This is a genomic window from Fusobacterium perfoetens (genome assembly GCF_021531475.1).
Taxonomy (GTDB): Bacteria; Fusobacteriota; Fusobacteriia; order Fusobacteriales; family Fusobacteriaceae; genus Fusobacterium_B.
This window is the reverse complement of sequence record NZ_JADYTX010000001.1, coordinates 75270-97019: the sequence shown is the minus strand read 5'-3', so window position 1 is coordinate 97019 and position 21750 is coordinate 75270. Positions and strand designations below refer to the sequence as shown.

32 protein-coding genes are annotated in these 21750 nt (G+C 32.2%); all 32 read right to left on the bottom strand.

All coding sequences use genetic code 11. From position 1 onward, the window contains the following. Positions 1-96 precede the first annotated feature (96 nt). A complete protein-coding gene (gene mnmA, locus I6E15_RS00560) occupies positions 97-1188 on the bottom strand; it encodes a tRNA 2-thiouridine(34) synthase MnmA (protein ID WP_235243393.1) in 1092 nt (363 codons plus the stop codon). 106 nt (positions 1189-1294) lie between these two features. Continuing rightward, the gene (secY, locus tag I6E15_RS00555; protein WP_177160417.1) at positions 1295-2575 is read right to left on the bottom strand and encodes a preprotein translocase subunit SecY; all 1281 of its coding nucleotides are present in this window, start codon (positions 2573-2575) and stop codon (positions 1295-1297) included. Between the two features lie 29 nt (positions 2576-2604). Further along, complete coding sequence (gene rplO / locus I6E15_RS00550; RefSeq protein WP_177160418.1) at positions 2605-3084, bottom strand: 50S ribosomal protein L15; 480 nt, start codon at positions 3082-3084, stop codon at positions 2605-2607. Between the two features lie 3 nt (positions 3085-3087). After that, positions 3088-3270 carry a 50S ribosomal protein L30 gene (gene rpmD, locus I6E15_RS00545; protein WP_177160419.1) on the bottom strand — a complete coding sequence of 61 codons (183 nt, stop codon included), beginning with the start codon at positions 3268-3270 and terminating at the stop codon, positions 3088-3090. 15 nt (positions 3271-3285) lie between these two features. After that, positions 3286-3792 (bottom strand): 30S ribosomal protein S5, encoded by a 507-nt coding sequence (gene rpsE / locus I6E15_RS00540; protein ID WP_177160420.1) that lies wholly within the window; start codon positions 3790-3792, stop codon positions 3286-3288. Between the two features lie 24 nt (positions 3793-3816). Next, complete coding sequence (gene rplR, locus I6E15_RS00535; protein ID WP_177160421.1) at positions 3817-4185, bottom strand: 50S ribosomal protein L18; 369 nt, start codon at positions 4183-4185, stop codon at positions 3817-3819. Between the two features lie 28 nt (positions 4186-4213). Beyond that, positions 4214-4747 carry a 50S ribosomal protein L6 gene (rplF, locus tag I6E15_RS00530; protein ID WP_177160422.1) on the bottom strand — a complete coding sequence of 178 codons (534 nt, stop codon included), beginning with the start codon at positions 4745-4747 and terminating at the stop codon, positions 4214-4216. Positions 4748-4769: 22 nt separating this feature from the next. Then, on the bottom strand, positions 4770-5165 hold the full coding sequence (rpsH, locus tag I6E15_RS00525; protein ID WP_177160423.1) for a 30S ribosomal protein S8: 396 nt from the start codon (positions 5163-5165) through the stop codon (positions 4770-4772). 36 nt (positions 5166-5201) lie between these two features. After that, positions 5202-5489, bottom strand: coding sequence for a 30S ribosomal protein S14 (gene rpsN, locus I6E15_RS00520; protein ID WP_027128121.1), 288 nt, complete (start codon positions 5487-5489; stop codon positions 5202-5204). Positions 5490-5508: 19 nt separating this feature from the next. After that, the gene (gene rplE, locus I6E15_RS00515) at positions 5509-6060 is read right to left on the bottom strand and encodes a 50S ribosomal protein L5 (RefSeq protein ID WP_177160424.1); all 552 of its coding nucleotides are present in this window, start codon (positions 6058-6060) and stop codon (positions 5509-5511) included. Between the two features lie 18 nt (positions 6061-6078). Next, on the bottom strand, positions 6079-6420 hold the full coding sequence (gene rplX / locus I6E15_RS00510) for a 50S ribosomal protein L24 (protein WP_177160425.1): 342 nt from the start codon (positions 6418-6420) through the stop codon (positions 6079-6081). Between the two features lie 16 nt (positions 6421-6436). Further along, a complete protein-coding gene (gene rplN, locus I6E15_RS00505; protein ID WP_177160426.1) occupies positions 6437-6805 on the bottom strand; it encodes a 50S ribosomal protein L14 in 369 nt (122 codons plus the stop codon). Between the two features lie 29 nt (positions 6806-6834). Continuing rightward, complete coding sequence (gene rpsQ, locus I6E15_RS00500) at positions 6835-7086, bottom strand: 30S ribosomal protein S17 (RefSeq protein WP_177160427.1); 252 nt, start codon at positions 7084-7086, stop codon at positions 6835-6837. Positions 7087-7128: 42 nt separating this feature from the next. Further along, positions 7129-7311 carry a 50S ribosomal protein L29 gene (rpmC, locus tag I6E15_RS00495; protein ID WP_177160428.1) on the bottom strand — a complete coding sequence of 61 codons (183 nt, stop codon included), beginning with the start codon at positions 7309-7311 and terminating at the stop codon, positions 7129-7131. Next, the gene (gene rplP / locus I6E15_RS00490) at positions 7311-7733 is read right to left on the bottom strand and encodes a 50S ribosomal protein L16 (RefSeq protein WP_177160429.1); all 423 of its coding nucleotides are present in this window, start codon (positions 7731-7733) and stop codon (positions 7311-7313) included. The genes rpmC and rplP overlap by 1 nt, the downstream gene beginning before the upstream one ends. Positions 7734-7735: 2 nt before the next feature. Next, positions 7736-8392 carry a 30S ribosomal protein S3 gene (gene rpsC / locus I6E15_RS00485; protein WP_177160430.1) on the bottom strand — a complete coding sequence of 219 codons (657 nt, stop codon included), beginning with the start codon at positions 8390-8392 and terminating at the stop codon, positions 7736-7738. Between the two features lie 21 nt (positions 8393-8413). Next, a complete protein-coding gene (rplV, locus tag I6E15_RS00480; protein WP_177160431.1) occupies positions 8414-8746 on the bottom strand; it encodes a 50S ribosomal protein L22 in 333 nt (110 codons plus the stop codon). A 62-nt stretch (positions 8747-8808) separates the two neighbouring features. Then, entirely contained in the window at positions 8809-9075 is a 267-nt protein-coding gene (rpsS, locus tag I6E15_RS00475) for a 30S ribosomal protein S19 (RefSeq protein WP_177160432.1), read from the bottom strand. A 24-nt stretch (positions 9076-9099) separates the two neighbouring features. Next, the gene (gene rplB, locus I6E15_RS00470; RefSeq protein ID WP_177160433.1) at positions 9100-9930 is read right to left on the bottom strand and encodes a 50S ribosomal protein L2; all 831 of its coding nucleotides are present in this window, start codon (positions 9928-9930) and stop codon (positions 9100-9102) included. Between the two features lie 52 nt (positions 9931-9982). Further along, a complete protein-coding gene (rplW, locus tag I6E15_RS00465) occupies positions 9983-10267 on the bottom strand; it encodes a 50S ribosomal protein L23 (RefSeq protein WP_027128132.1) in 285 nt (94 codons plus the stop codon). Continuing rightward, a complete protein-coding gene (gene rplD / locus I6E15_RS00460) occupies positions 10268-10900 on the bottom strand; it encodes a 50S ribosomal protein L4 (RefSeq protein ID WP_177160435.1) in 633 nt (210 codons plus the stop codon). 27 nt (positions 10901-10927) lie between these two features. Then, positions 10928-11554, bottom strand: a complete 627-nt coding sequence (gene rplC, locus I6E15_RS00455; RefSeq protein ID WP_177160468.1) for a 50S ribosomal protein L3 — start codon at positions 11552-11554, stop codon at positions 10928-10930. 167 nt (positions 11555-11721) lie between these two features. Further along, on the bottom strand, positions 11722-12033 hold the full coding sequence (gene rpsJ / locus I6E15_RS00450; RefSeq protein ID WP_177160469.1) for a 30S ribosomal protein S10: 312 nt from the start codon (positions 12031-12033) through the stop codon (positions 11722-11724). A 383-nt stretch (positions 12034-12416) separates the two neighbouring features. After that, complete coding sequence (locus I6E15_RS00445) at positions 12417-13331, bottom strand: RnfABCDGE type electron transport complex subunit B (RefSeq protein WP_235243391.1); 915 nt, start codon at positions 13329-13331, stop codon at positions 12417-12419. A gap of 16 nt (positions 13332-13347) precedes the next feature. Further along, on the bottom strand, positions 13348-13932 hold the full coding sequence (gene rsxA / locus I6E15_RS00440) for an electron transport complex subunit RsxA (RefSeq protein ID WP_177160437.1): 585 nt from the start codon (positions 13930-13932) through the stop codon (positions 13348-13350). A gap of 3 nt (positions 13933-13935) precedes the next feature. Beyond that, positions 13936-14538 (bottom strand): electron transport complex subunit RsxE, encoded by a 603-nt coding sequence (rsxE, locus tag I6E15_RS00435; protein ID WP_177160438.1) that lies wholly within the window; start codon positions 14536-14538, stop codon positions 13936-13938. Further along, complete coding sequence (locus I6E15_RS00430) at positions 14538-15071, bottom strand: RnfABCDGE type electron transport complex subunit G (RefSeq protein ID WP_235243390.1); 534 nt, start codon at positions 15069-15071, stop codon at positions 14538-14540. The genes rsxE and I6E15_RS00430 overlap by 1 nt, the downstream gene beginning before the upstream one ends. Next, positions 15058-15990 carry an RnfABCDGE type electron transport complex subunit D gene (locus I6E15_RS00425; RefSeq protein WP_235243425.1) on the bottom strand — a complete coding sequence of 311 codons (933 nt, stop codon included), beginning with the start codon at positions 15988-15990 and terminating at the stop codon, positions 15058-15060. The genes I6E15_RS00430 and I6E15_RS00425 overlap by 14 nt, the downstream gene beginning before the upstream one ends. 32 nt (positions 15991-16022) lie before the next feature. Then, positions 16023-17333 (bottom strand): electron transport complex subunit RsxC, encoded by a 1311-nt coding sequence (gene rsxC / locus I6E15_RS00420; protein ID WP_235243388.1) that lies wholly within the window; start codon positions 17331-17333, stop codon positions 16023-16025. Positions 17334-17452: 119 nt separating this feature from the next. After that, positions 17453-18019 carry an aminoacyl-tRNA hydrolase gene (gene pth / locus I6E15_RS00415; RefSeq protein WP_177160441.1) on the bottom strand — a complete coding sequence of 189 codons (567 nt, stop codon included), beginning with the start codon at positions 18017-18019 and terminating at the stop codon, positions 17453-17455. Positions 18020-18122: 103 nt separating this feature from the next. Further along, positions 18123-19331 carry an L-serine ammonia-lyase gene (locus tag I6E15_RS00410; RefSeq protein ID WP_177160442.1) on the bottom strand — a complete coding sequence of 403 codons (1209 nt, stop codon included), beginning with the start codon at positions 19329-19331 and terminating at the stop codon, positions 18123-18125. A gap of 25 nt (positions 19332-19356) precedes the next feature. Beyond that, positions 19357-21741, bottom strand: coding sequence for a phenylalanine--tRNA ligase subunit beta (gene pheT / locus I6E15_RS00405; RefSeq protein ID WP_235243385.1), 2385 nt, complete (start codon positions 21739-21741; stop codon positions 19357-19359). Between the last annotated feature and the right edge of the window lie 9 nt (positions 21742-21750).

Genomic DNA, 21750 nt, shown 5'->3' with positions numbered 1-21750 from the left:
TTAATACACAATTGTTAAAACAATTATACTTTTATGTAAAAATTATGTAAAATAAAAAAGAGAGTGTAATAATACACTCCCAAATTTATTTCAATATTAATTTTTTATAAATCCACTTACAATAACTCTATGCTCATTATCATAAAGAGCCACTATCTGACCTGGAGTTATTGCTCTTACTTTCTCATCAATAAAATTAACTTTTATTTCATCATTTGATAAAACATCTACTTTACATAGATGAAACTTATCTCTTGATCTTGTCTTTGCAAAAAATTCCATTCCATCAATTTCTTTTAAACTATTATATTTAAAAAGATTTATTTCATTTGCAATAAGATATTCTCTAAATAAATCTTCATTGCTTCCCAAAATAATCTCATTTTTTTCTTTGTTAAAATTAATTACATAATATGGAGCTGTACCTGATATTCCAAGCCCTTTTCTCTGACCTACAGTATAAAATCCAAGTCCCATATGTTGCCCCAAAATTTTTCCATTCTTATCAACAAAGTTTCCTTTTTTAGCTATTTTTCCTTTTGTTGCTTCAAATAGAAATTCTTCTAATTTTCCATCTTCTACGAAACATATCTCTTGTGAATCCTTTTTCTCATAAACTCTTACACCAAGATATTTTCCTAACTCTCTTACCTCTGATTTTGGTAATTTTCCTAATGGAAACATCAATTTTTTTACTCTCTCTTTATTTGCTTGAGATAAAAAATATACTTGATCTTTTGATAAATCCTCTCCTATTTTTAGAAGTCCGTCTTCTACATTAGAATAATGACCTGTTGCCATAAAATCAGCACCTTTTTCAATAGCAAAATCTATCAATTCTCCCATTTTTATGTATTTATTACATACTACACACGGATTAGGAGTTCTTCCTTTCAGATATTCATCTACAAAATAATCTACTACTTTATTTTTAAATTCCTTTGAAATATCTAATATATAATGTTCTATCCCTAAATCATCACATACTTTTCTAGCATCTTCATCAATACCTTCTTCAGTAGTTTTCATTGTTACACCAAAAATTTTATATCCTTGCTTTTGAAGTAGATAAGCTGTTACTGAACTATCAACTCCACCACTCATTGCTACTGCCACAGTTATATTTTTATTTTTTTCATCATACTTAAGCATCTCATCAAATTTTGCTTTTAATTCTAAATTCTCCATTAATTCCTCCATAAATAATATATTTATATATAAACATACTTTCAAAGAGTAGCCATATATTTTTTGTCATAAATAAAAATAACACAGGAAAGCTGTGTTATCTTTATTATAGAAATCCTTTATATTCTTTCATAACTAAATGAGCATCGATTTGTTGTACAGTGTCTAAAGCAACTCCAACAACGATTATTATTCCTGTTCCTCCGAAGAAAACTGGAAGTCCTAATGCTGTAAATATTGCCATCGGTAAGATAGCGATAGCTGCTAGGAAGATTGCTCCTCCCCAAGTTATTCTTGTAACAACACCTTCTAAATACTCAACTGTTTCTTCTCCAGGTCTTATTCCAGGGATTGTTCCCCCACCTTGTTTTAAGTTATCTGCAACTCTCTCTGGATCAAACATTATAGCAGTATAGAAGAATGAGAAGAAAATTATTATTCCTGCATAAAGAACCATATAAACAGGGTGCTTTTGATCAAATAATAACATCATATAATCTCTATAAGGGAATGTTGCTGGTAACGATCTGATTAGTAATGAAGGTATCATCATCATTACTGATGCAAAGATTACTGGCATAACCCCTGAAGTATTTAGTTTTAAAGGAATATATGAGTTTTGAGCAACTCCTCCTCTAACACCAAATCCTTTTCCAACATAGTGAACTGGTATTTTTCTTTGTCCCAATTGGAATAATACAATTCCTGCAACTGATAATACAGCTGCTATTGCTACTGCAGCAAGAACAGGTATTATAAATTTACTTCCCTTCATTAATTGTATTGTTTGAACAACACTTGAAGGTCCTCTTGAGATAATATTTAAAAATATTAATAAAGAAACTCCATTTCCTATTCCATTAACTGATATTTGTTCTCCAACCCACATCAAGAACACAGTTCCTGCTGTAAGTATTGTGATAGTTACAAGCATAAATCTAAAACCAGGTTCTATAACTAGTCCTGCAGATGTAAGCCATACACAAACTCCTATTCCCTGCATAACAGCAATAAGTATTGTTACATATCTAGTCCATTGATTTATTCTATTTCTTCCTGATTCTCCCTCTTTTTGAATCTCTTCAATCTTAGGAATAATAACAGCAAGTAAACTAAATACTATGGAAGCATTGATATATGGAACAATACCTAAGGCAAAAATAGAAATTCTTTGAAAAGCTCCACCCGAAAACATATTGATAAAACCTAAAAGATCATTTTGAGCTGTCATTGCTGATAATCTATCAATGTCAATTCCCGGAGCAGGGATAAAAGTCCCCACTCTAGCAACTAAGAACATTAACAAGGTAAAAACAATTCTTGATTTTAGCTCAGGAATTTTCATAATTCCTCTTAACTTTGTGTTAAAGCTTTCCATTAAAGTCAAAGTTTTTCACCTCGCTTTTATTTAAACAACTATTTATTGTTTTTTGCTACATCAGCAAAAGTTTTAACTTCGATGATTTCTACTGTTCCACCTTTTTCTTCAATAGCTTTTTGAGCAGATTTAGAAACTTTGTGAGCTTCTACAGATACTTTTTTATCTAAAGCTCCGTTTCCTAAAACTTTAACTCCGTCATATAATTTTTTAACTAATCCAGTTTCTAATAAGATTTCAGGAGTTACTACTGTTCCTTCTTCAAATCTATTTAATGTATCTAAATTAATGATAGCATATTCTTTTTTGAATGGATAGTTACTGAATCCTCTTTTTGGAGTTCTTCTGATGATAGGCATTTGCCCACCTTCAAAACCAGGTTTTAATCCAGCTCCAGATCTTGATTTTTGTCCGTTGCTTCCTTTACCACAAGTTTTTCCCCATCCTGAAGATTCTCCTCTTCCAACTCTTTTTCTAGCTTTTCTAGGTACAGAAGGTTGTAATTCGTTTAATTTCATTGATTATTGCACCTCCTCTACATCTAGTAAGTAAGAAACTAATGCTATTTTCCCTTTAATTTCAGGAGTAAGTTCGTGTTCTACTACACTATTCATTTTCTTAAGCCCTAGCGACTTTACAGTTGCTATATGGTTAGGCTTTCTCCCTATTATACTTTTTGCAAGTCTTATTCTAACCTTTGCCATTCTTCTCTAAACCTCCTAGCTTAAGATTTCCTTAACAGTTTTTCCTCTTAAAGCTGCTACTTCTTCAGCAGTTCTTAATAATCTTAAACCTTCAATAGTTGCTCTAGCAACGTTATGTTTATTTTTAGAACCTTTGATTTTTGTTAATATGTTATGAACTCCAACTAATTCAAGGATTTCTCTACAAGAAGATCCAGAAATAACTCCAGTTCCTTCATATGCAGGTGACATCCATATAGTTGTTGCTCCCCATCTTCCTTCTATTTCATGAGGTATAGTTCTACCTTTAAGAGAAACATTTATCATATTTTTCTTAGCAGCAGCTACAGCCTTTCTTATAGCATCTGGTACACCATTTGCTTTTCCTAATCCAATTCCTATTTTTCCTTCTTTGTTTCCAACAGCAGCTAGAACTGAGAAAGATATTGTTCTTCCCCCTTTAGTTGTCTTAGAAACTCTAGAAATTTTTAATAGTTTTTCTTCAAATTCTTTTTCTTCTCTATTTTCTATAACCTTAGACAAGTGAAGTCCTCCTCTCTAATAAAATTAGAAGCTTAATCCGTTTTCTCTTGCTGCTTCAGCAAGTGCAGATACTCTTCCTGTATATACATATCCTGATCTATCGAATACGATTTCTTTTATATTTTTTGCTACAGCTCTTTCAGCTAATAATTTTCCTACTGCTTTAGCTGCTTCTATGTTTCCACCGTTTGCTAATGTTCCTTTTAATTCTTTATCTATAGTTGATGCAGAAACTAAAGTTACTCCATTAACGTCATCTACTAATTGAGCAAACATGTTAGTGTTTGATCTATATATAGAAAGTCTTGGTCTTTCTGCTGTACCAGAAATTTTGTTTCTGATTGATAAGTGTTTTCTTTCTCTAACAGCTTGTCTATCTACTTTCTTAAACAACTCACTTACCTCCTTTTTGAGCTATATCCTATGATTTCTTACCTTCTTTTCTTCTGATAACTTCATCAGCATATTTAACTCCTTTTCCTTTATAAGGCTCTGGAGCTCTTTTTGATCTGATGTTAGCTGCTACTTGTCCAACTACATCTTTTTCAATTCCTTCAACTATTATAGTTGTATTTTTTTCTACTGCGAAAGTTATATTTTCAACTGGATCTATTTTAACTGGATGTGAATATCCTAAAGATAATTCTAATCCTTTTCCTTGAACTGCTGCTCTATATCCAACCCCTACTAGATTTAAAACTTTTTTAAATCCTTCGCTTACTCCAACAACCATGTTGTGTAGTAAAGCTCTTGTAGTTCCGTGTAAAGCTCTCATTTCAATTTCATCGTTTGGTCTTTCAACGATGATTTCGTTTCCTTCTAATCTAATTGTTATATCTTTATTGAATTCTTTTACTAAAGTACCTTTAGGTCCTTTTACAGTAGCTTTGTTTCCTTCTACTGTAACTGTAACCCCAGCAGGTACCACTATAGGTTTCTTACCTATTCTTGACATTAATGGACACCTCCTAGTTTAATTACCATACGAATGCAAGGATTTCTCCACCTACATTCTCTTTTCTTGCTACTCTATCAGTAACAATTCCTTTTGAAGTAGATACGATTGCAATTCCTAAACCTGAAAGAACTCTAGGTAATTCATCTACTTGAGCGTATACTCTTCTACCTGGTTTAGATATTCTTTTTAATCCTTTAATTACTCTTTCTTTTCCTTCGTATTTTAAGTATATTCTTATATTTTTTATATTTTCATCAGTTATAACTTTGTAGTTTGCGATATATCCTTCGTCTTTTAAAATCTTAGCTAATGTAAGTTTTAAGTTAGAGTATGGAACATCAACTTTTTCGTGCATAACTGAGTTAGCATTTCTGATTCTTGTTAACATATCTGCGATTGGATCTGTTAAAAACATTTAGTTAATCCTCCTTCCTTATCAATGGTCTAAATTTTACCAAGATGATTTTTTAACACCAGGAATTAATCCTGCACCTGCTAATTGTCTAAATTTAACTCTTGAAATTCCGAATTCTCTCATGAATCCTCTTGGTCTTCCATCGATTTGACATCTATTTTTTTGTCTAACAGCTGAAGAGTTTACTGGTAATTTGTTTAATTCAAACATTGCTTCAGTATCTCCTTCTAGCACTCTTTTCTTTAATTCAGCTCTTTTAGCTGCGTATTTATCACATAGTGCCGCTCTTTTAACATCTCTAGCGATCATTGACTTTTTAGCCATTCCTTATCCTCCTTACCAATTACTTTTTAAAAGGCATTCCGAAAGCCTTAAGTAAAGCTCTTCCTTCTTCATCAGTTTTAGCAGAAGATACTATTGTGATAGACATACCTTGTAATTTATCAACTTTATCAAATTCGATTTCAGGGAAAACTAATTGATCTCTTAATCCTAAAGAGTAATTTCCTCTTCCGTCAAAAGAATTTGTAGGAACTCCTTCAAAGTCTCTAACTCTTGGAAGTACAACGTTTATTAATCTATCAAGGAAGTCATACATTCTTTCCTTTCTTAAAGTAACTTTTGCACCGATTGCTTGGTTTTCTCTTAATTTAAATCCAGCTTCTGATTTTTTAGCTCTTCTTTCAACTGGTTTTTGTCCAGTTATGATTGCTAAATCATTCATTGCTGCGTCCATTAATTTAGCGTTTTGAGTTGCTTCTCCAACTCCCATATTTACTACTATTTTCTCTAGAGTAGGGCATTCCATTATGTTTTGTAATGCTAACTCTTTCATTAAATTTTCTTTGATTACTTCATCAAATAATTTATGATATCTAGAAACATATTTAGACACTTACGATATCCTCCCTTCTTATAGAACTTCACCAGACACTTTTGAGTATCTAACTTTTTTTCCATCTACAACTTTATATCCAACTCTTGTTGGTTTTCCTGCTTTCGCATCAAATAACATAACTTTTGATGAGAATAATGGAGCAGGTTTAGTTACAACTCCACCTTGTGGGTTTACTTGAGATGGTTTTAAGTTCTTAGTAACTATATTTACTCCCTCAACTACTACTTTTCCTTTTTTAGGGAATACTTTTAACACTTTTCCTGTTTTTCCTTTATCTTTACCAGATATTACATAAACTGTATCTCCAGTTTTTACGTGTAATGATGCTGGAACAAATTTCACTTTAGGTTTAGCCACAGTATTAGCCTCCTCTCTATATTACTTCTGGAGCAAGAGATACTATTTTCATAAAGTTTTTAGCTCTTAATTCTCTTGCAACAGGTCCGAAAATTCTTGTTGCTTTTGGTTCATTGTTGTTGTTGATTATAACTCCTGCGTTATCATCAAATTTTATATATGATCCGTCTTCTCTTCTTGATTCTTTTCTTGTTCTAACGATGACAGCTTTAACTACGTCACCTTTTTTAACGTTACCACCAGGTATTGCTTCCTTTACTGATGCTACAACTATGTCTCCGATTCTTCCAAATCTTTTTTTAGTTCCACCAAGTACTCTGATAACCATTATCTTTTTAGCACCTGAGTTGTCTGCAACATTAAGGATAGTTTGTTGTTGTACCATTAAAATATCCTCCTTCCAAAATTATTGGATTATTTTGCTCTTTCTAAAACTTCAACTAATCTCCATCTTTTATCTCTAGATAATGGTCTAGTTTCCATTATTCTTACTCTATCACCAACTTGAGCTACATTGTTCTCATCGTGAGCTTTAAATTTTGTTGTTTTCTTAACTCTTTTTTTGTATATTGGGTGTAAAACCATAGTAGCTATTGAAACAACTATTGTTTTGTCCATTTTGTCAGAAACAACTACACCTTCTCTTACTTTTCTATCGTTTCTCAAGGTTTTGACCTCCTATTTCCAAGAATTATCTATTTAAAAATCTTATCTTTCATTTAAAATTGTATTCATTCTAGCAATTTCTCTTCTAACTTCTCTGATTCTAGCAGTGTTAGTTAATTGTCCTAATGAAAGTTGAAATTTTAGATTGAATAATTCTTCTTTAAGTTCTTTACACTTAACTACTAAGTCTTCGCTAGACATTTCTCTTAGATCTTTAGCTTTCATTAATTCTCACCGCCATTCTCTTTCTTAACTATTTTACATCTAATAGGTAATTTCATAGAAGCTTTTCTTAAAGCTGCTAATGCTAATTCTTCTGATACTCCAGAAACTTCAAACATTACTCTTCCAGGTTTAACAACGCAAACCCAACCTTCAACTGCTCCTTTACCTTTTCCCATTCTCACTCCAGCTGGTCTAGATGTGATTGGTTTATCTGGGAATATTCTTATAAATGTTTTTCCTTCTCTTTTGAATGTTCTGTTGATTCCAACTCTACATGCTTCGATTTGTCTGTTTGTTATCCAAGCAGGTTCTAAAGCTTGTAATCCGTAATCTCCAAATGCTACAGTGTTTCCTCTTTGAGCAGAACCTTTCATTCTTCCTCTAAACATTTTTCTATGTTTTGTTCTTTTAGGCATTAACATAATTACGCTTCCCCTCCTTCTTTCTTAGTAGGAAGTACTTCTCCGTTAAATATCCATACTTTTATTCCTAATGCTCCGTATGTAGTATGAGCTGTTGCAGTTGCATAATCGATGTCAGCTCTTAATGTATGTAAAGGAACTTTTCCTTCAACCATCCATTCAGCTCTGGCGATTTCTGCACCATTTAATCTTCCAGAAATCATAACTTTGATTCCTTTTGCTCCAGATTTCATAGCTCTCATTACAGCTTGGTTAGCAGCTCTTTTGTAAGCTACCCTTCTTTCGATTGATCCAGCTATATTTTCTGCTACTAATACAGCATCTCTATTGAAGTTTTTAACTTCTAATACTTTAACTAATACTTTTTTACCAGTTAAAGCTTCTAATTTTACTCTTAATTCTTCTATTTCAGCACCTTTTCTTCCGATAACAATTCCTGCTTTTGCAGCGTGGATTATTACTACAACTTGTGAAGGTGATGTTCTTTCTATATTAACTTTTGATATCCCAGCATGGAAATAATTTTTCTTTACGAACTCTCTGATTTTTACATCTTCGTGGAAATATTTAACATATTCCTTTTTATCTGCATACCAGTTAGAGTCCCAAGATCTTGTTATTCCAAGTCTTAATCCTCTAGGGTCTACTTTTTGTCCCACAGTGTTAACCTCCTTAATAAACTACTTCTCAGATACACCAACGATAACGTGTGCTGTTGGTTTTCTTATTATATCTGCTCTTCCCATTGCTCTAGGACTCATTCTCTTAAGAGCTGGTCCATCATTGATCATTATTGTAGATATAACTAATTTTTCATCATCTAGTTTTGCATTGTGTGTTGCATTAGCTATTGCTGATTGTAAAGTTTTCTTTATAATTCTAGCTGCTTTTTTATTTGTAAATTCTAATATATCTAGTGCTTCTAGAGCTGATTTTCCTCTCACTAAGTCAGCTACTAATCTAGCTTTTCTTGGAGACATTCTCACGAATCTAGTACTTGCTTTTACTTCCACTAGTTTCTCCTCCTCTTTTTTATAATCTATAAATCTATAATTTCATACCCACTAAGTTATTCTTATTTACCTTTTGTATGTCCGTGGTAAGTTCTTGTAGGTGCAAATTCTCCTAATTTATGTCCAACCATTTGTTCTGTTACATATACTGGTATATGTTTTTTTCCGTTATAAACTCCAAATGTTAATCCTATGAAGTTAGGGAATATTGTTGATCTTCTTGACCAAGTTTTTATAACTGCTTTTAAGTTATTAGTTGCCTTAGCGTCTTCAACCTTTTTCATTAAGTGATGATCACAAAAAGGTCCTTTTCTAAGTGATCTTGCCATAACCTATGTTACCTCCTCTCGAAATTACTTCTCGTTTCTTCTTCTTACGATAAACTTATCAGATACTTTTTTACCTCTTGTTTTAACACCAAGTGCTGGTTTTCCCCAAGGAGTTAATGGTGATTTTCTACCTACAGTAGCTTTTCCTTCTCCTCCTCCGTGAGGGTGATCACAAGGGTTCATTGCAGATCCTCTAACGTGAGGTCTTCTTCCCATAAGTCTATTTCTTCCTGCTTTTCCGATTGAAACTAGGTTGTGCTCAGCATTTCCTACTTCACCAATAGTAGCTGTACATTCACCGTGTACTAATCTAAGTTCTCCTGAAGGTAATTCGATGTGACAGTAAGTTCCTTCTTTTGCAACAAGTCTTGCAGCTGTTCCAGCAGATCTAACTAATTGTCCTCCTCTTCCTACTTGTAACTCGATGTTGTGAATTTGTGCTCCAACTGGCATATCTTTTAATTTTAACGCATTTCCTGGTTTTATTTCAGCGTTAGCTCCGTTCATTACAACGTCTCCAACTTTTAAACCTTTAGGTGCTAATATGTATGCTTTAGCTCCATCTGCGTAGTATAATAATGCGATGTTTGCAGTTCTGTTTGGATCGTATTCAATTGATTTAACAGTTGCTGGTACATCTAATTTATTTCTTTTGAAATCTATTATTCTATATAATCTTTTGTGACCTTTTTGTCTATTAACGTTTGTTCTGTGTCCATAGTTATCTAATCCATATGCAGATTTTAAAGGCACAGTTAAAGACTTTTCAGGTCTTGCTTTACTTAATTCAGGCACAACAAGTCTTGACATGTGTCTAACTCCGTCACTTGTTGGTTTCATTTTTTTAATAGCCATTACTTCAACCCTCCGAATATTTTATGAGACCTATAACTATCTTTAGCCGTTATTATGCTTCTTTAAAGTAAGAAATTGTTCCTGAAGCTAATTTAACTATTGCTTTCTTTTTAGCTTGAGTTTTGTATAATTTCATACCATGTCTTTTTGTTACAGGTTTGATATTTACTGTAGCTACTTCTGCAACTTTAACGTTGAATATTTCTTCTACAGCTTTTTTTATTTCAATTTTGTTTGCTTTTCTATTCACTTCAAAAGTATATTTGTTGTGCTCTCTTCTTAGAAGCTCAGTTTTTTCAGTGATTAGAGGTTTTCTTATGATATCATAAGCTGTCATCTATCCAAGCACCTCCTCAATTGTAGCTAATGCTTCTTTAGTGATGATTACTTTATTTTGTTTTAATAACCAGTAAATTCCTAATTCACTTGGTTGGAAAACAACTGCGTTTTCTAAGTTTCTTGCAGCTAAGAATAAGTTGTAATCGTTTGCTGTTGTTAAGTCGTTTACTACGAACATTTGTTTTGTTGTTGCGTTTAATTCTTTTGTTAATGCAACTATTGTTTTAGTTTTTGGAGTTTCTACTACACCATCTAATACAACGATGTCTCCGTTTGCACATTTAACTGAAAGTGCTGATTTAAGAGCTAAAACTCTAACTTTTTTGTTAACTTTTTTCTCATAGCTTCTAGGCATAGGTCCAAAAGTAACTCCTCCACCTACCATATGTGGAGCTCTTATTGATCCTTGTCTTGCTCTACCAGTACCTTTTTGTTTAAATGGCTTTCTTCCTCCTCCTCTAACCATAGCTCTTGTCTTAGTACAAGCACTTCCTTGTCTAGCCGCTGCTAGTTCTGCAGTAAGAACTTCGTGAAGAACTACTTGGTTTGGTTCGATACCAAATATAGAGTCCTTAACTTCAACAGTTCCAGTTTGTGCTCCTGCTAAGTTATATATGTTTAAAACTGCCATTTTTTCCTCCTTTCACTTCTACTAACCTTATTTCTTTATAGCTGGTCTTACTACAAGGTAACCATTTTTAGCACCTGGTACAGCACCTTTTATTAAGATTACATTGTTTTCTACATCTAATTTAACTACTTTTAAGTTTTGAACTGTTACAGTAGTGTTTCCGTATTGTCCAGCCATTCTTAATCCTTTAAGAACTTTTCCAGGCCAAGATGATTGTCCTATAGATCCTCCTAGTCTGTGGTTTCTTGAAACCCCGTGAGATGCTCTGTTTCCACCGAAACCGTGTCTTTTCATAACCCCAGAAGTTCCTTTACCTTTTGATGTTCCAGTGATGTCTACATATTCAACACCATTTAATACATCAACTTTAATTTCTTGTCCTAATTCGTAACCGTCTACAGCGTCAACTTTAACTTCTTTTACGAATCTTAATGGTTTAACTCCAACTTTATTGAAGATTCCCATCATAGGTTTAGTAGAATTTTTTTCTTTCTTCTCATCGAAACCAAGTTGTAATGCAGTATATCCGTCATTTTCAACTGTTTTCTTTTGTAGAACAAAGTTTGGTCCAGCTTCTACAACTGTTACTGGAACGAACTTTCCATCTTCAAAGATTTGAGTCATTCCGATTTTTTTTCCTAAAATTCCTGACATTTGTTTCATACCTCCATCAAATAATATATTGGTTGACAACTTGACCTCGTGGTTCCACGATCTTGCTTTAAAAAAAGCGTCAACTTGTATTATTCTGTAAGGATAATTTGAGTTCAATCTTATCTTATTTTCAAATTACCCGAGAATCAGCCATTTGTGTTTTTTAATTACGCTTGTTTAATTTCAATTCCAACACCAGCTGGTAAGTTAACCGCTGTTAATGATGATATTGTTTTTTGAGTAGAGTTTTTGATTTCAACCATTCTTCTATGGATTCTCATCTCAAACTGTTCTCTTGAATCTTTGTTTACATGTACTGATCTTAATACAGTGTATTTTTTAATCTTTGTTGGTAGTGGCATTGGTCCAGCTATTTCAGCTCCTGATTTTTCTGCAACTTCCGCTATTTTTTTAGCTGATTGATCTAATAACATATGATCGTAAGCTTTTAAATAGATTCTTAACTTGTTAGCCATTATACACCTCCTTTAATTTTTAAAATTTAAAAGATGATCTCTTTTGTACACCTGAAGAATTATATCATATTTTCCATAATTTGCAAAGCTTTTTTTTAATTTTTTTCAATTTTTTTTGCTTTTTTTTATAGTTTTTTTTTACTAATAAAATAAAAATATTTATTGAAAGTTTTTAGAAATTTATGTAAGATTTTTTTTCACTTTTTTGAATACTATTTTTTAAAGTATTTTCCACCAATCTTTTTATTTATTTTAGTAACTTCTCTATACTTTCCCTCTAGTAATTTAAAATTAATCTTTTTTCTAAACTCTTTTCAAAAAAATATTAGAAATTTTAAGTACTATACTTTATATAAAAAGAGCAACCAAGTAGGTTGCTCTAAATATTATTTAGTTTCTACTTTTTCTTCAGCTTTAACTTCAGGAGCTTTTGGAGCTTCTACTGGTTTTTTAGCTGCTGGAGCTGGATTTGGTTTTCTAACTCCATGTCCACTTGGATGTCTTAAATTAACAATTGCAAGAGTTGGACATTTTAATTCACATAGACCACAGTTTACACATTTAGCTGGATCTATTTTTGCAAGATTGTTTTCAACTGTGATAGCTCCTTTAGGACAAGCTTTAGCACACATTCCACAACCTATACAAGCAACTTTACAATTTTTCTTAGCATCTACACCTTTGTCTTTAGAAGAGCAAGTTACTGTTACTATATTTTTTTCAGGTAACATAGCTATTACATTCTTAGGACAAGCTGTTTGACACGCACCACAAGCTACACATATTTTTGGATCTATTTGAGCTACTCCGTTAACTACTTTAATAGCATTAACAGGACATACTTTTACACAATCTCCTAATCCAAGACAAGCATATTGACAAGATTTTTCTCCACCAGCATAAATGTTAGCTGATGCACAAGTTTTAATACTTCCTCTGAAATTATATTTTTTATTTACATTCTCATGATTTCCTTGACATAAAACTTTAGCTACAATCTTATCTCCAGCAGATGCTTCTACTTTAACACCCATTATTTCTCCTATTTTCTCAGCTACTGCTGGTCCTCCAGGAGCACACATATTAAGTTTAGCACCTTTATTAACTACTGCATCTGCATATCCTCCACAACCAGGGAATCCACATCCTCCACAGTTTGCTCCAGGTAAGCAAGCAGTTATTTTTTCTACCCTTTCATCAACTTTAACCTCAAATTTTTTAGAGGCAAAAGCTAAGAATAATCCCATAATTAGCCCTGTAACTCCTAGAATTACAATAGCTAGTAATATTTCGCTACTCATAATAACCTCCAAAAAATTATATTTTCATTCCACTGAATCCCATAAATGCCATTGCTAAACAGCTAGCTGTTAAGAAAGCAATTGGTACTCCTTTAAATGGAGCTGGGATATCAGAATATTCTATTCTTTCTCTTATTCCTGCTAACAATACTAGAGCTAATGTAAATCCTACTGCTGCTCCAAATCCGTTTACAACTGTTTCTATAAAGTTATATCCTTCTTGAATATTTAAGATAGCAACTCCAAGAACAACACAGTTAGTAGTGATTAATGGTAGATAAACTCCAAGAGCATTATATAGGTTTGGTGATAATTTTTGGATAGCCATTTCAACAAATTGAACTAGAGATGCAATAATTAATATAAACATTATTGTTTGTAGATATTCAAGTCCAAAAGGTTTTAATAAAAATTCATATGCTGTCCAAGTAACTCCAGAAGATATTGTTATAACGAATATTATTGCCATTCCCATTCCAATAGAAGATTCTACTTTTTTAGAAACTCCCATGTATGGACAAATTCCTAATACTTTACCGAAAACATAGTTTTGGATAAAGATAGATGTTATGATTATACTAAATAATTTTCCAAAATCCATTCACTATGCCTCCTTCTTTTGTTTTAAATAGTTTTGATAAGCTATAACACAAGCTATTGTCATAAATCCTCCAGGAGGTAATATGTATATTAAAGCTGGTTGCCAGAATTCTGGAACTATAGTTATATTAAATACTGTACCATTTCCTAAAATTTCTCTAATAACTCCTAGTATTGTTAAAGCTAATGTAAATCCTAAACCTGATCCTAATCCGTCACATGCAGAATCTATTACACTATTTTTAGAGGCAAAACTTTCTGCTCTTCCAAGAACTATACAGTTAACAACGATTAATGGAATATAAAGTCCTAATACTTTATAGATATCTGGAACATAAGCTTCCATTAACATTTGAACAACTGTAACTAGAGATGCTATAACCATGATGAAAGCTGGTATTCTTACTTTATCTGGTATAGCTTTTTTAATCATTGATATAATTATATTTGAGAATATCAAAACTGCTGTTGTAGCAAGTCCCATTGACATACCGTTTATTGCAGAAGTAGATGTTCCAAGTGTTGGACATAATCCTAATAATAACACAAGTACAGGGTTTTCTTTGATTATTCCATTTATTACTATTCCTATTTTACTTTTTGCCATTATTTAGTCACCTCCGCATAAGCTGATAAAGTTCTTATAATTCCTGAATAAACTGCATTTGGAGATACTGTTGCTCCCGCAAAAGCGTCTACACTCTTATCGAATTTATATTCTTTATCTCTTCCTATCCAAAGTTTTTGCCATTCTTCACCAGTTATTTTAGCTCCTAATCCTGGAGTTTCTTGGTGATTCATTACTTTTAATCCTGTTACTTTTCCTGCTAAATCAATTCCTAAAGAGAAATTAATATTTCCTCCATATCCACCTTGATTTACTGAAACTACATATCCTACAACTTTTTTATTTCCATCAAACCCAGGAATAAATAAGAAGTCATCTTTTTGTATAGCTTGAGATTCATCAAAAGATTGAGCTTGTGGAAGAACTAATGTTCTTGCATTATTAGCAGCTGTTATATTATTTTGTGCAATAACACCTTTTGTTATTGCGTTTACTCCTGCCAAAGTTCCAGCAGAGATGGCAGCTATAATTAATAGAACAGATCCATAATGTATAAATCTATTTTTTTCCATCAGCTTTCACCTCCCCAAATTTCTTAGGCATAGTGTATCTATTGATTAGAGGTACAACACCGTTCATTATTAATATTGAGAATGCTGTTCCTTCTGGATATCCACCTTTCATTCTTATCATAGAGATTAAGAACCCTATTCCGAAAGCATAGATTAATTTTCCTTTTGTTGATACTGGACTTGTTACCATATCAGTTGCCATAAAAAAAGCTCCTAATAAAAGTCCTCCAGATATAATTTGCATTATTGGATCTTTTGCTCCTAATAATGTAGTAAATACTGCTACTGTACCGATTATTACTAATGGCATTTTCCAATCTATTTGTTTTTTATAGATTAGATAAGCTCCACCTAATAATATAGCTATAGCAGAAGTTTCTCCAAGACATCCTCCCATTTTTCCTATTAGAGCTTGAACATACATACTTCCTTCTCCAATTAGTACTTCTGACATTGGAAGTCCTCTTTTCATAGCATCTAGCATTGTAGGTCCTGCTACTCCATCTAATGAGAAAGTAGTAATTGCTACTGGCCAAGATGCTTGAACAAATGCTCTTCCTACTAATGCAGGGTTAAATATATTACAACCTAATCCACCAAAGAACATTTTTCCTAAAGCGATAGAAACTATTGCTCCAATTGCTACGAATGGTAAAGACATATCAACTGGTATAACAAATGCAAATAAAAGTCCTGTTACAATAGCACTTTTATCATGTAAAGTACATTCTTTTTTTCTTATTTTATTAAATACAAATTCTGTTAACATACAGAATATAACTGAAACAGCAGTAACTATTAATGCTTTTGTTTTAAATACATAAACTGCCATTAAAAGTGCTGGCACTAATGCAATTATAACGTCTAACATTACTTTGTCAACTGTTTCTGAAGTTCTTATGTGAGGCGAAGGCCCCATATTATATGCGTTCACTTTATTTCCCTCCTTGCTTATTTCTTAATTGCTCTTAATTTAGCTTTTCCTATTTTTATAGCTTCAGTTAATGGTCTATTTGCTGGACAAATATAAGCACAAGAACCACATTCGATACAGTCCATTAAGTTATATTGTCCTAAGTTTTCCCATTCACCTTTTACAGCTAATCTAGCATACATAAATGGTACTAGATGCATTGGACAAACGTCCACACATTTTCCGCAACTAATACAAGCTTGAGGTTTAGTATAGTTTGTTTCTTCTTTTGTTAATGCTAAAAGACCTCCAGTACCTTTTATTACTGGAACTTCTTCTGTAAATTGTGCCATACCCATCATAGGTCCACCCATAACAAGTTTGTCAATTTTTTCTCTTTCTACTCCACAGTAATCTAATAATTCACTGAATGGAGTTCCTATTACTACTTTTAAGTTTTTAGGCTCTTTAATAGCTTTTCCAGAAACTGTAACTATTTTTTCAATTAAAGGTTGTCCTAAAACAACTCCTCTATAAATAGCTGCTGCTGTTCCTGTATTTTGTACTACAACTCCTACTGAAGCAGGTAATTTTCCAGATGGAACTTCTCTATCTAGAACTGCTTTTATAAGTTGTTTTTCTCCTCCTTGAGGATATTTTGTGTGAAGAGGTAATACTTCGATACCTGTTCCTTCACAAGCTTTTTTCATACTAGTAATAGCAAGAGGTTTATTTTCTTCTATTCCAATAACTGCATTATCAATTCCTAGTATTTTTTTAATAATTTTTATTCCTTCTACAATAGCCATAGGATCTTCAAGCATAAGTCTATTATCTGAGTTTAGATAAGGTTCACACTCTGCTCCGTTTAATACTAATGTATCAATTGGACAATCCTTTGGTGGATTTAATTTAATATGAGTAGGGAAGCTTGCTCCTCCTATACCTACTATACCTTTTTCTCTAATAAGTTTTAGTAAGTCCTCTTTTGATGCTTCTTGCCAATTTTCGATTTTTTCAAGTTCGCACCATTCATCTCTTCCATCATTTTCAATAACGATTGTATTAGCTTTTCCCATTAATGGGAATACACGTTGCTCAATTTTCTTTACTGTTCCACTAACTGGTGAGTGGATAGTAGTAGACATAAATGCTGTTGAGTCAGCTATTTTTTGTCCCTTAAGAACAGTATCTCCAACTTTTACAAGTGGATCTAAAGGAGCCCCTATGTGTTGTTGTAATGGTATGTATACCATTTTTGGTGATGCCATTTTCTCTGTTGCTTTTGTTGCTGTTTGAACTTTGTTATCAGGTGGATGTACCCCACCTCTAAATCCAAAAAACTTCATACAAATTCTCCTTCCTTAAACTTATATAAAATTTATTTTGTAAAAAACATTGCACATTAAGTTTACCATAATTTAACTAATTTAACAATGTTTTTTTGTTTTTTTTTCGTTCTAAATTTCTATTTTTTATTACAATTTTGCATAATTCTATCTATTGAAACCCCATCTAGCACACTTATAACCACGTCACTTGCGTGAATTAATACTTTACTTATTTCCTCTTCTTCCTCTTTCGAAAATCTTCCGATTACAAAATCAACTATTTTATCTTTGTCTTTACTTTGACCAATTCCAAATTTTATTCTTAAAAATTTATCTCCTAAATGTGAAATAATAGATTTTATTCCATTATGTCCTCCAGCACTTCCTTTTTCTCTCATTCTAAGTTTTCCTAAAGGAAGAGCCATATCATCATACACAACTATCAGATCTTCTTCTACATTTAATTTATAAAAATTAATAACTTGTACTATTGAGTTTCCACTTAAGTTCATATATGTCTGTGGTTTTAAAAGAAGTACCTTCTCTCCTTTATAATTTGCTTCCCCTAAAAGTCCACTGAATTTTTCTTTAAAATCGTAAACTTTTAATTTTTCAGCGACCTTATCTAAAACCATAAAACCTACATTATGTCTTGTTTTTTCATATTCTTTCCCTGGATTTCCCAGTCCTACTACTAATTTCATTACTATCCTCTCTTGTTTTCAATTATACTACTTAATTTTAAAAATTCAAGTTTTTTTATAAAAAAAGCTGATTAAATCAGCTTTCTTTACTTTTAATTATTCATTAACAACATCCCTTACAATAATATTTTGCAAGTCCTCCTAGAGATGTTTCCTTGTATTCATCTTTTAAATCTCTTCCAGTTTCTTTCATTGTGATAACTACTTCATCAAATGAAACAGAGTGAACTCCATCTGTATAAATAGAATAATTTGATGTATCTAAAGCTCTTGCTGCTGCTGAAGCGTTTCTTTCTATACAAGGGATTTGAACATAACCTCCTACTGGGTCACAAGTAAGCCCAAGACTATGTTCCAAAGCCATTTCTGCTGCATATTCGATTTGATCCACAGAACCTCCCATTAAGAAAGCTCCCATTCCAGCTGCCATTGAACAAGCTGTTCCAACTTCTGCTTGACAACCAGCCTCTGCTCCAGAAATACTTGCATTTTCTTTTACTATATTTCCTATTAAACCTGCTATAGCTAAAGCTTTTACTATCTCATCATCTTTTAATTCATATGCTTCTGCTAAAGTATATAAAGCTCCAGGAATTACCCCTGCAGCTCCACAAGTAGGTGCTGTAACAACTCTTCCTCCACTTGCATTTTCTTCAGACACAGCTAAAGTATAAGCAAAAAGTTTTCCTCTAAAAGCTCTTACTTTTCCCTCTCCTCTTGATTTTTTATAAAAAGTAGCTGCTCTTCTTTTTAATTGTATACTTCCAGGAAGAATTCCCTCTGTATTTATTCCTCTTTCTACTGCCTCTTCCATAGCTTTCCAGATTTCTAATAAATATTCTTTGATACTTTCTCCCTCACACTCAAAAACATATTCCCAAAGCTCTTTTTTATTTCTTTTACACCAATCTACTATATCAGTCATTTTTGTTAATGGATATATTTTTTCTCCACTATTTCTCTCTTGTCCCTCTTCAACAATAGTTCCTCCACCAACTGAGAAAACTAACCAAGATTTTAATTCTTTTCCATCTTTATCATAGGCAAAAAATTTCATTCCATTTGTATGGAAAGGATAGACTATTTCTGGCTTCCAACGTACTTCCACTTTTTTAGGAGCTAACGTTTTTTCTATTATCCAATCTGTCAGATGTCCCTTACCTGTAAGAGCTAAAGAACCATACAATTCCACTTTAAAATGATCTGCTTCTTTATTCTCCTCTTTAAATCTTCTAGCTGCTCTCTCTGGTCCCATTGTATGAGAGCTTGAAGGTCCATTTCCTATTTTAAATAATTCTCTTAAAGAATCCATATTATCCCTCCATACTTATGTTGTATTATTGTCTTATTTCTCCTGAATATTTAGTTCTTATGATATTTAAAATTTTATTTTGTACTTTTGTGATATCTTCTTCATTTAAAGTACCATTTTTATTTCTCATTACAATACTTATTGCAACTGATTTTTTACCAGCTTCTATGTGTTCACCTCTGTAAATATCAAATAGACCAACTGATTCTACAAAATCTGAACTTTTCTTAATAGCCTCTATCATATCTCCAACTAAAACTTTTTCATCAAGAACAATAGCAAAATCTCTTGTTACTTCTGGATATTTTACTACTTTTTCATATTTTATTTTTTTGCTCATATATTGTTTTAATAAAGAAACATTCATTTCAGCTATATAAGCTCTTTCTCTTGTGATATCCATTTTTTCAGCTATTTCTGGGTGAATTTCTCCAAAACTTCCTACACAAAGTCTACCAATCATAATATCAGCAGCTCTTCCTGGGTGGAAGTTAGGATTTGTAGTTCTAACTATTTTATATCCTTTTATTCCGATTTCTTCTAAATATTCTTCTACATATCCTTTTAATGTATAGAAATCATAAGCTTCTGGTTTTGGATTCCATAAAGATTTTTCATCTCTTCCACAAACTCCAATAGCCATATGAATATCTTCAATAGCTAATAAATCATTTGTTTTTTCAAATACTTTAGCTACTTCAAATATTTTTATAGAATCTTGATTTCTATTTAAGTTTTCTTTAATATTATTTAAAATACTATATATTAAAGTTGGTCTCATCATAGACATTGTTTCTACGATAGGGTTAAGAATCATTATTTCTTCTCTATCTATATGTAACATGTCCTTTACTTCTTTTGGAATGAAACTATAGTTGATAACTTCTTGAAGTCCTATTTTTGCAAGAGCATCTTTTGATTCGTCCATAAGTTTTATAACTTCATTTTTTACTCCAGCAGATATATCTTCAACTGGCATTTTATCTTCTATATTTTCAAATCCATACATTCTGATAACTTCTTCATATAAGTCAGCAGGTCTTACTAAATCTCCTCTATAACTTGGAGGAACAACTTTTAAAGTTTCTCCTAAATCTGTTACTTGAAGATTTAAGTTAGTTAATATTTCTATTATTCTTTCTTTTTCTATATCTTTTCCAGCAAATCTTCTTAATTTTGCTATATCTAAAATAATTTCACAAGACTCATATTTAGCAGGATATACATCAACCATTTTTCCTACTGATTGAGGATCAGCAAGTTGTAATACTAAATCTGTTACTCTATCAAGTACAGTTGGAACATTTTCCATGTCAGTTCCTCTTTCGTTTCTGTAACCAGCATCACTTACTATTCCAAATTTTCTTCCAGCTTTTCTTATAAATTCAGGAACGAAATAAGCTACTTCAATAAATATATCTTGAGTATCATCTTTTATTCCACTTCCAAGTCCTCCCATAATTCCAGCAAGACCAGATGGTTTTTCTCCGTCAGCGATTACTAATTCATCGTTAACATCAATTTCTTGTTCCATAAGAGTAACTAATTTTTCTCCTGCTTTTCCTCTTCTAGCAACAATTTTTCCACCAGCTATCTCTTTTAAATCATATATATGGATTGGTTGGTTGTATTCAAACATTACAAAGTTTGAAATATCTACTATATTATTGATTGGGTTTAATCCCATAGCCATTATTCTTTTCTTTAACCATTCTGGAGATTCCCCAACTTTTACTCCACGGATAATTCTTCCAGCAAATCTTTTACATCTTTCAGTATCTTCAATAGCAATATCTAAAGTATCATCAGTTAAAGTTACATCTTGTAATTTTTCTATTTTTGGATATTTTACTTCCCTTCCATAATAAGCAGCTATCTCTCTCGCAATACCTATATGAGAAAGACAGTCAGGTCTATTTGGAGTGATTTCTAATTCAAATACTGTATCATTTAATCCGGCATATTCTCTATACTCCATTCCTACTGGTGCATCTTCTGGTAAAATGATTATTCCTGAGTGGTCTTTTCCTAAACCTAACTCAGCTTTTGAACAACACATTCCAAAAGATTCTACTCCTCTTATTTTACTTTTTTTAATTTTGAAATCTCCTGGTAATACTGCACCTATTCTTGCAACTACTACCTTATCTCCCTCTTTGTGATTTGGTGCTCCACAAACTATTTGGATAGGTTCTTCTTCTCCAACATTTATTTTTAATAATGATAGTTTATCAGCTTCTGGGTGTCTTCCATATTCAACTATATGTCCAATAACAACATTATCAAGATATTTACCTTGAACTTCTATTGCTTCTACCTCTTGTCCTATCATTGTTAAAGCTCTATCAAGCTCTTCTATATTTTCATTTACGTCTACATATTGTTTAAGCCATTCTAATGAAATTAACATTTACTCCTC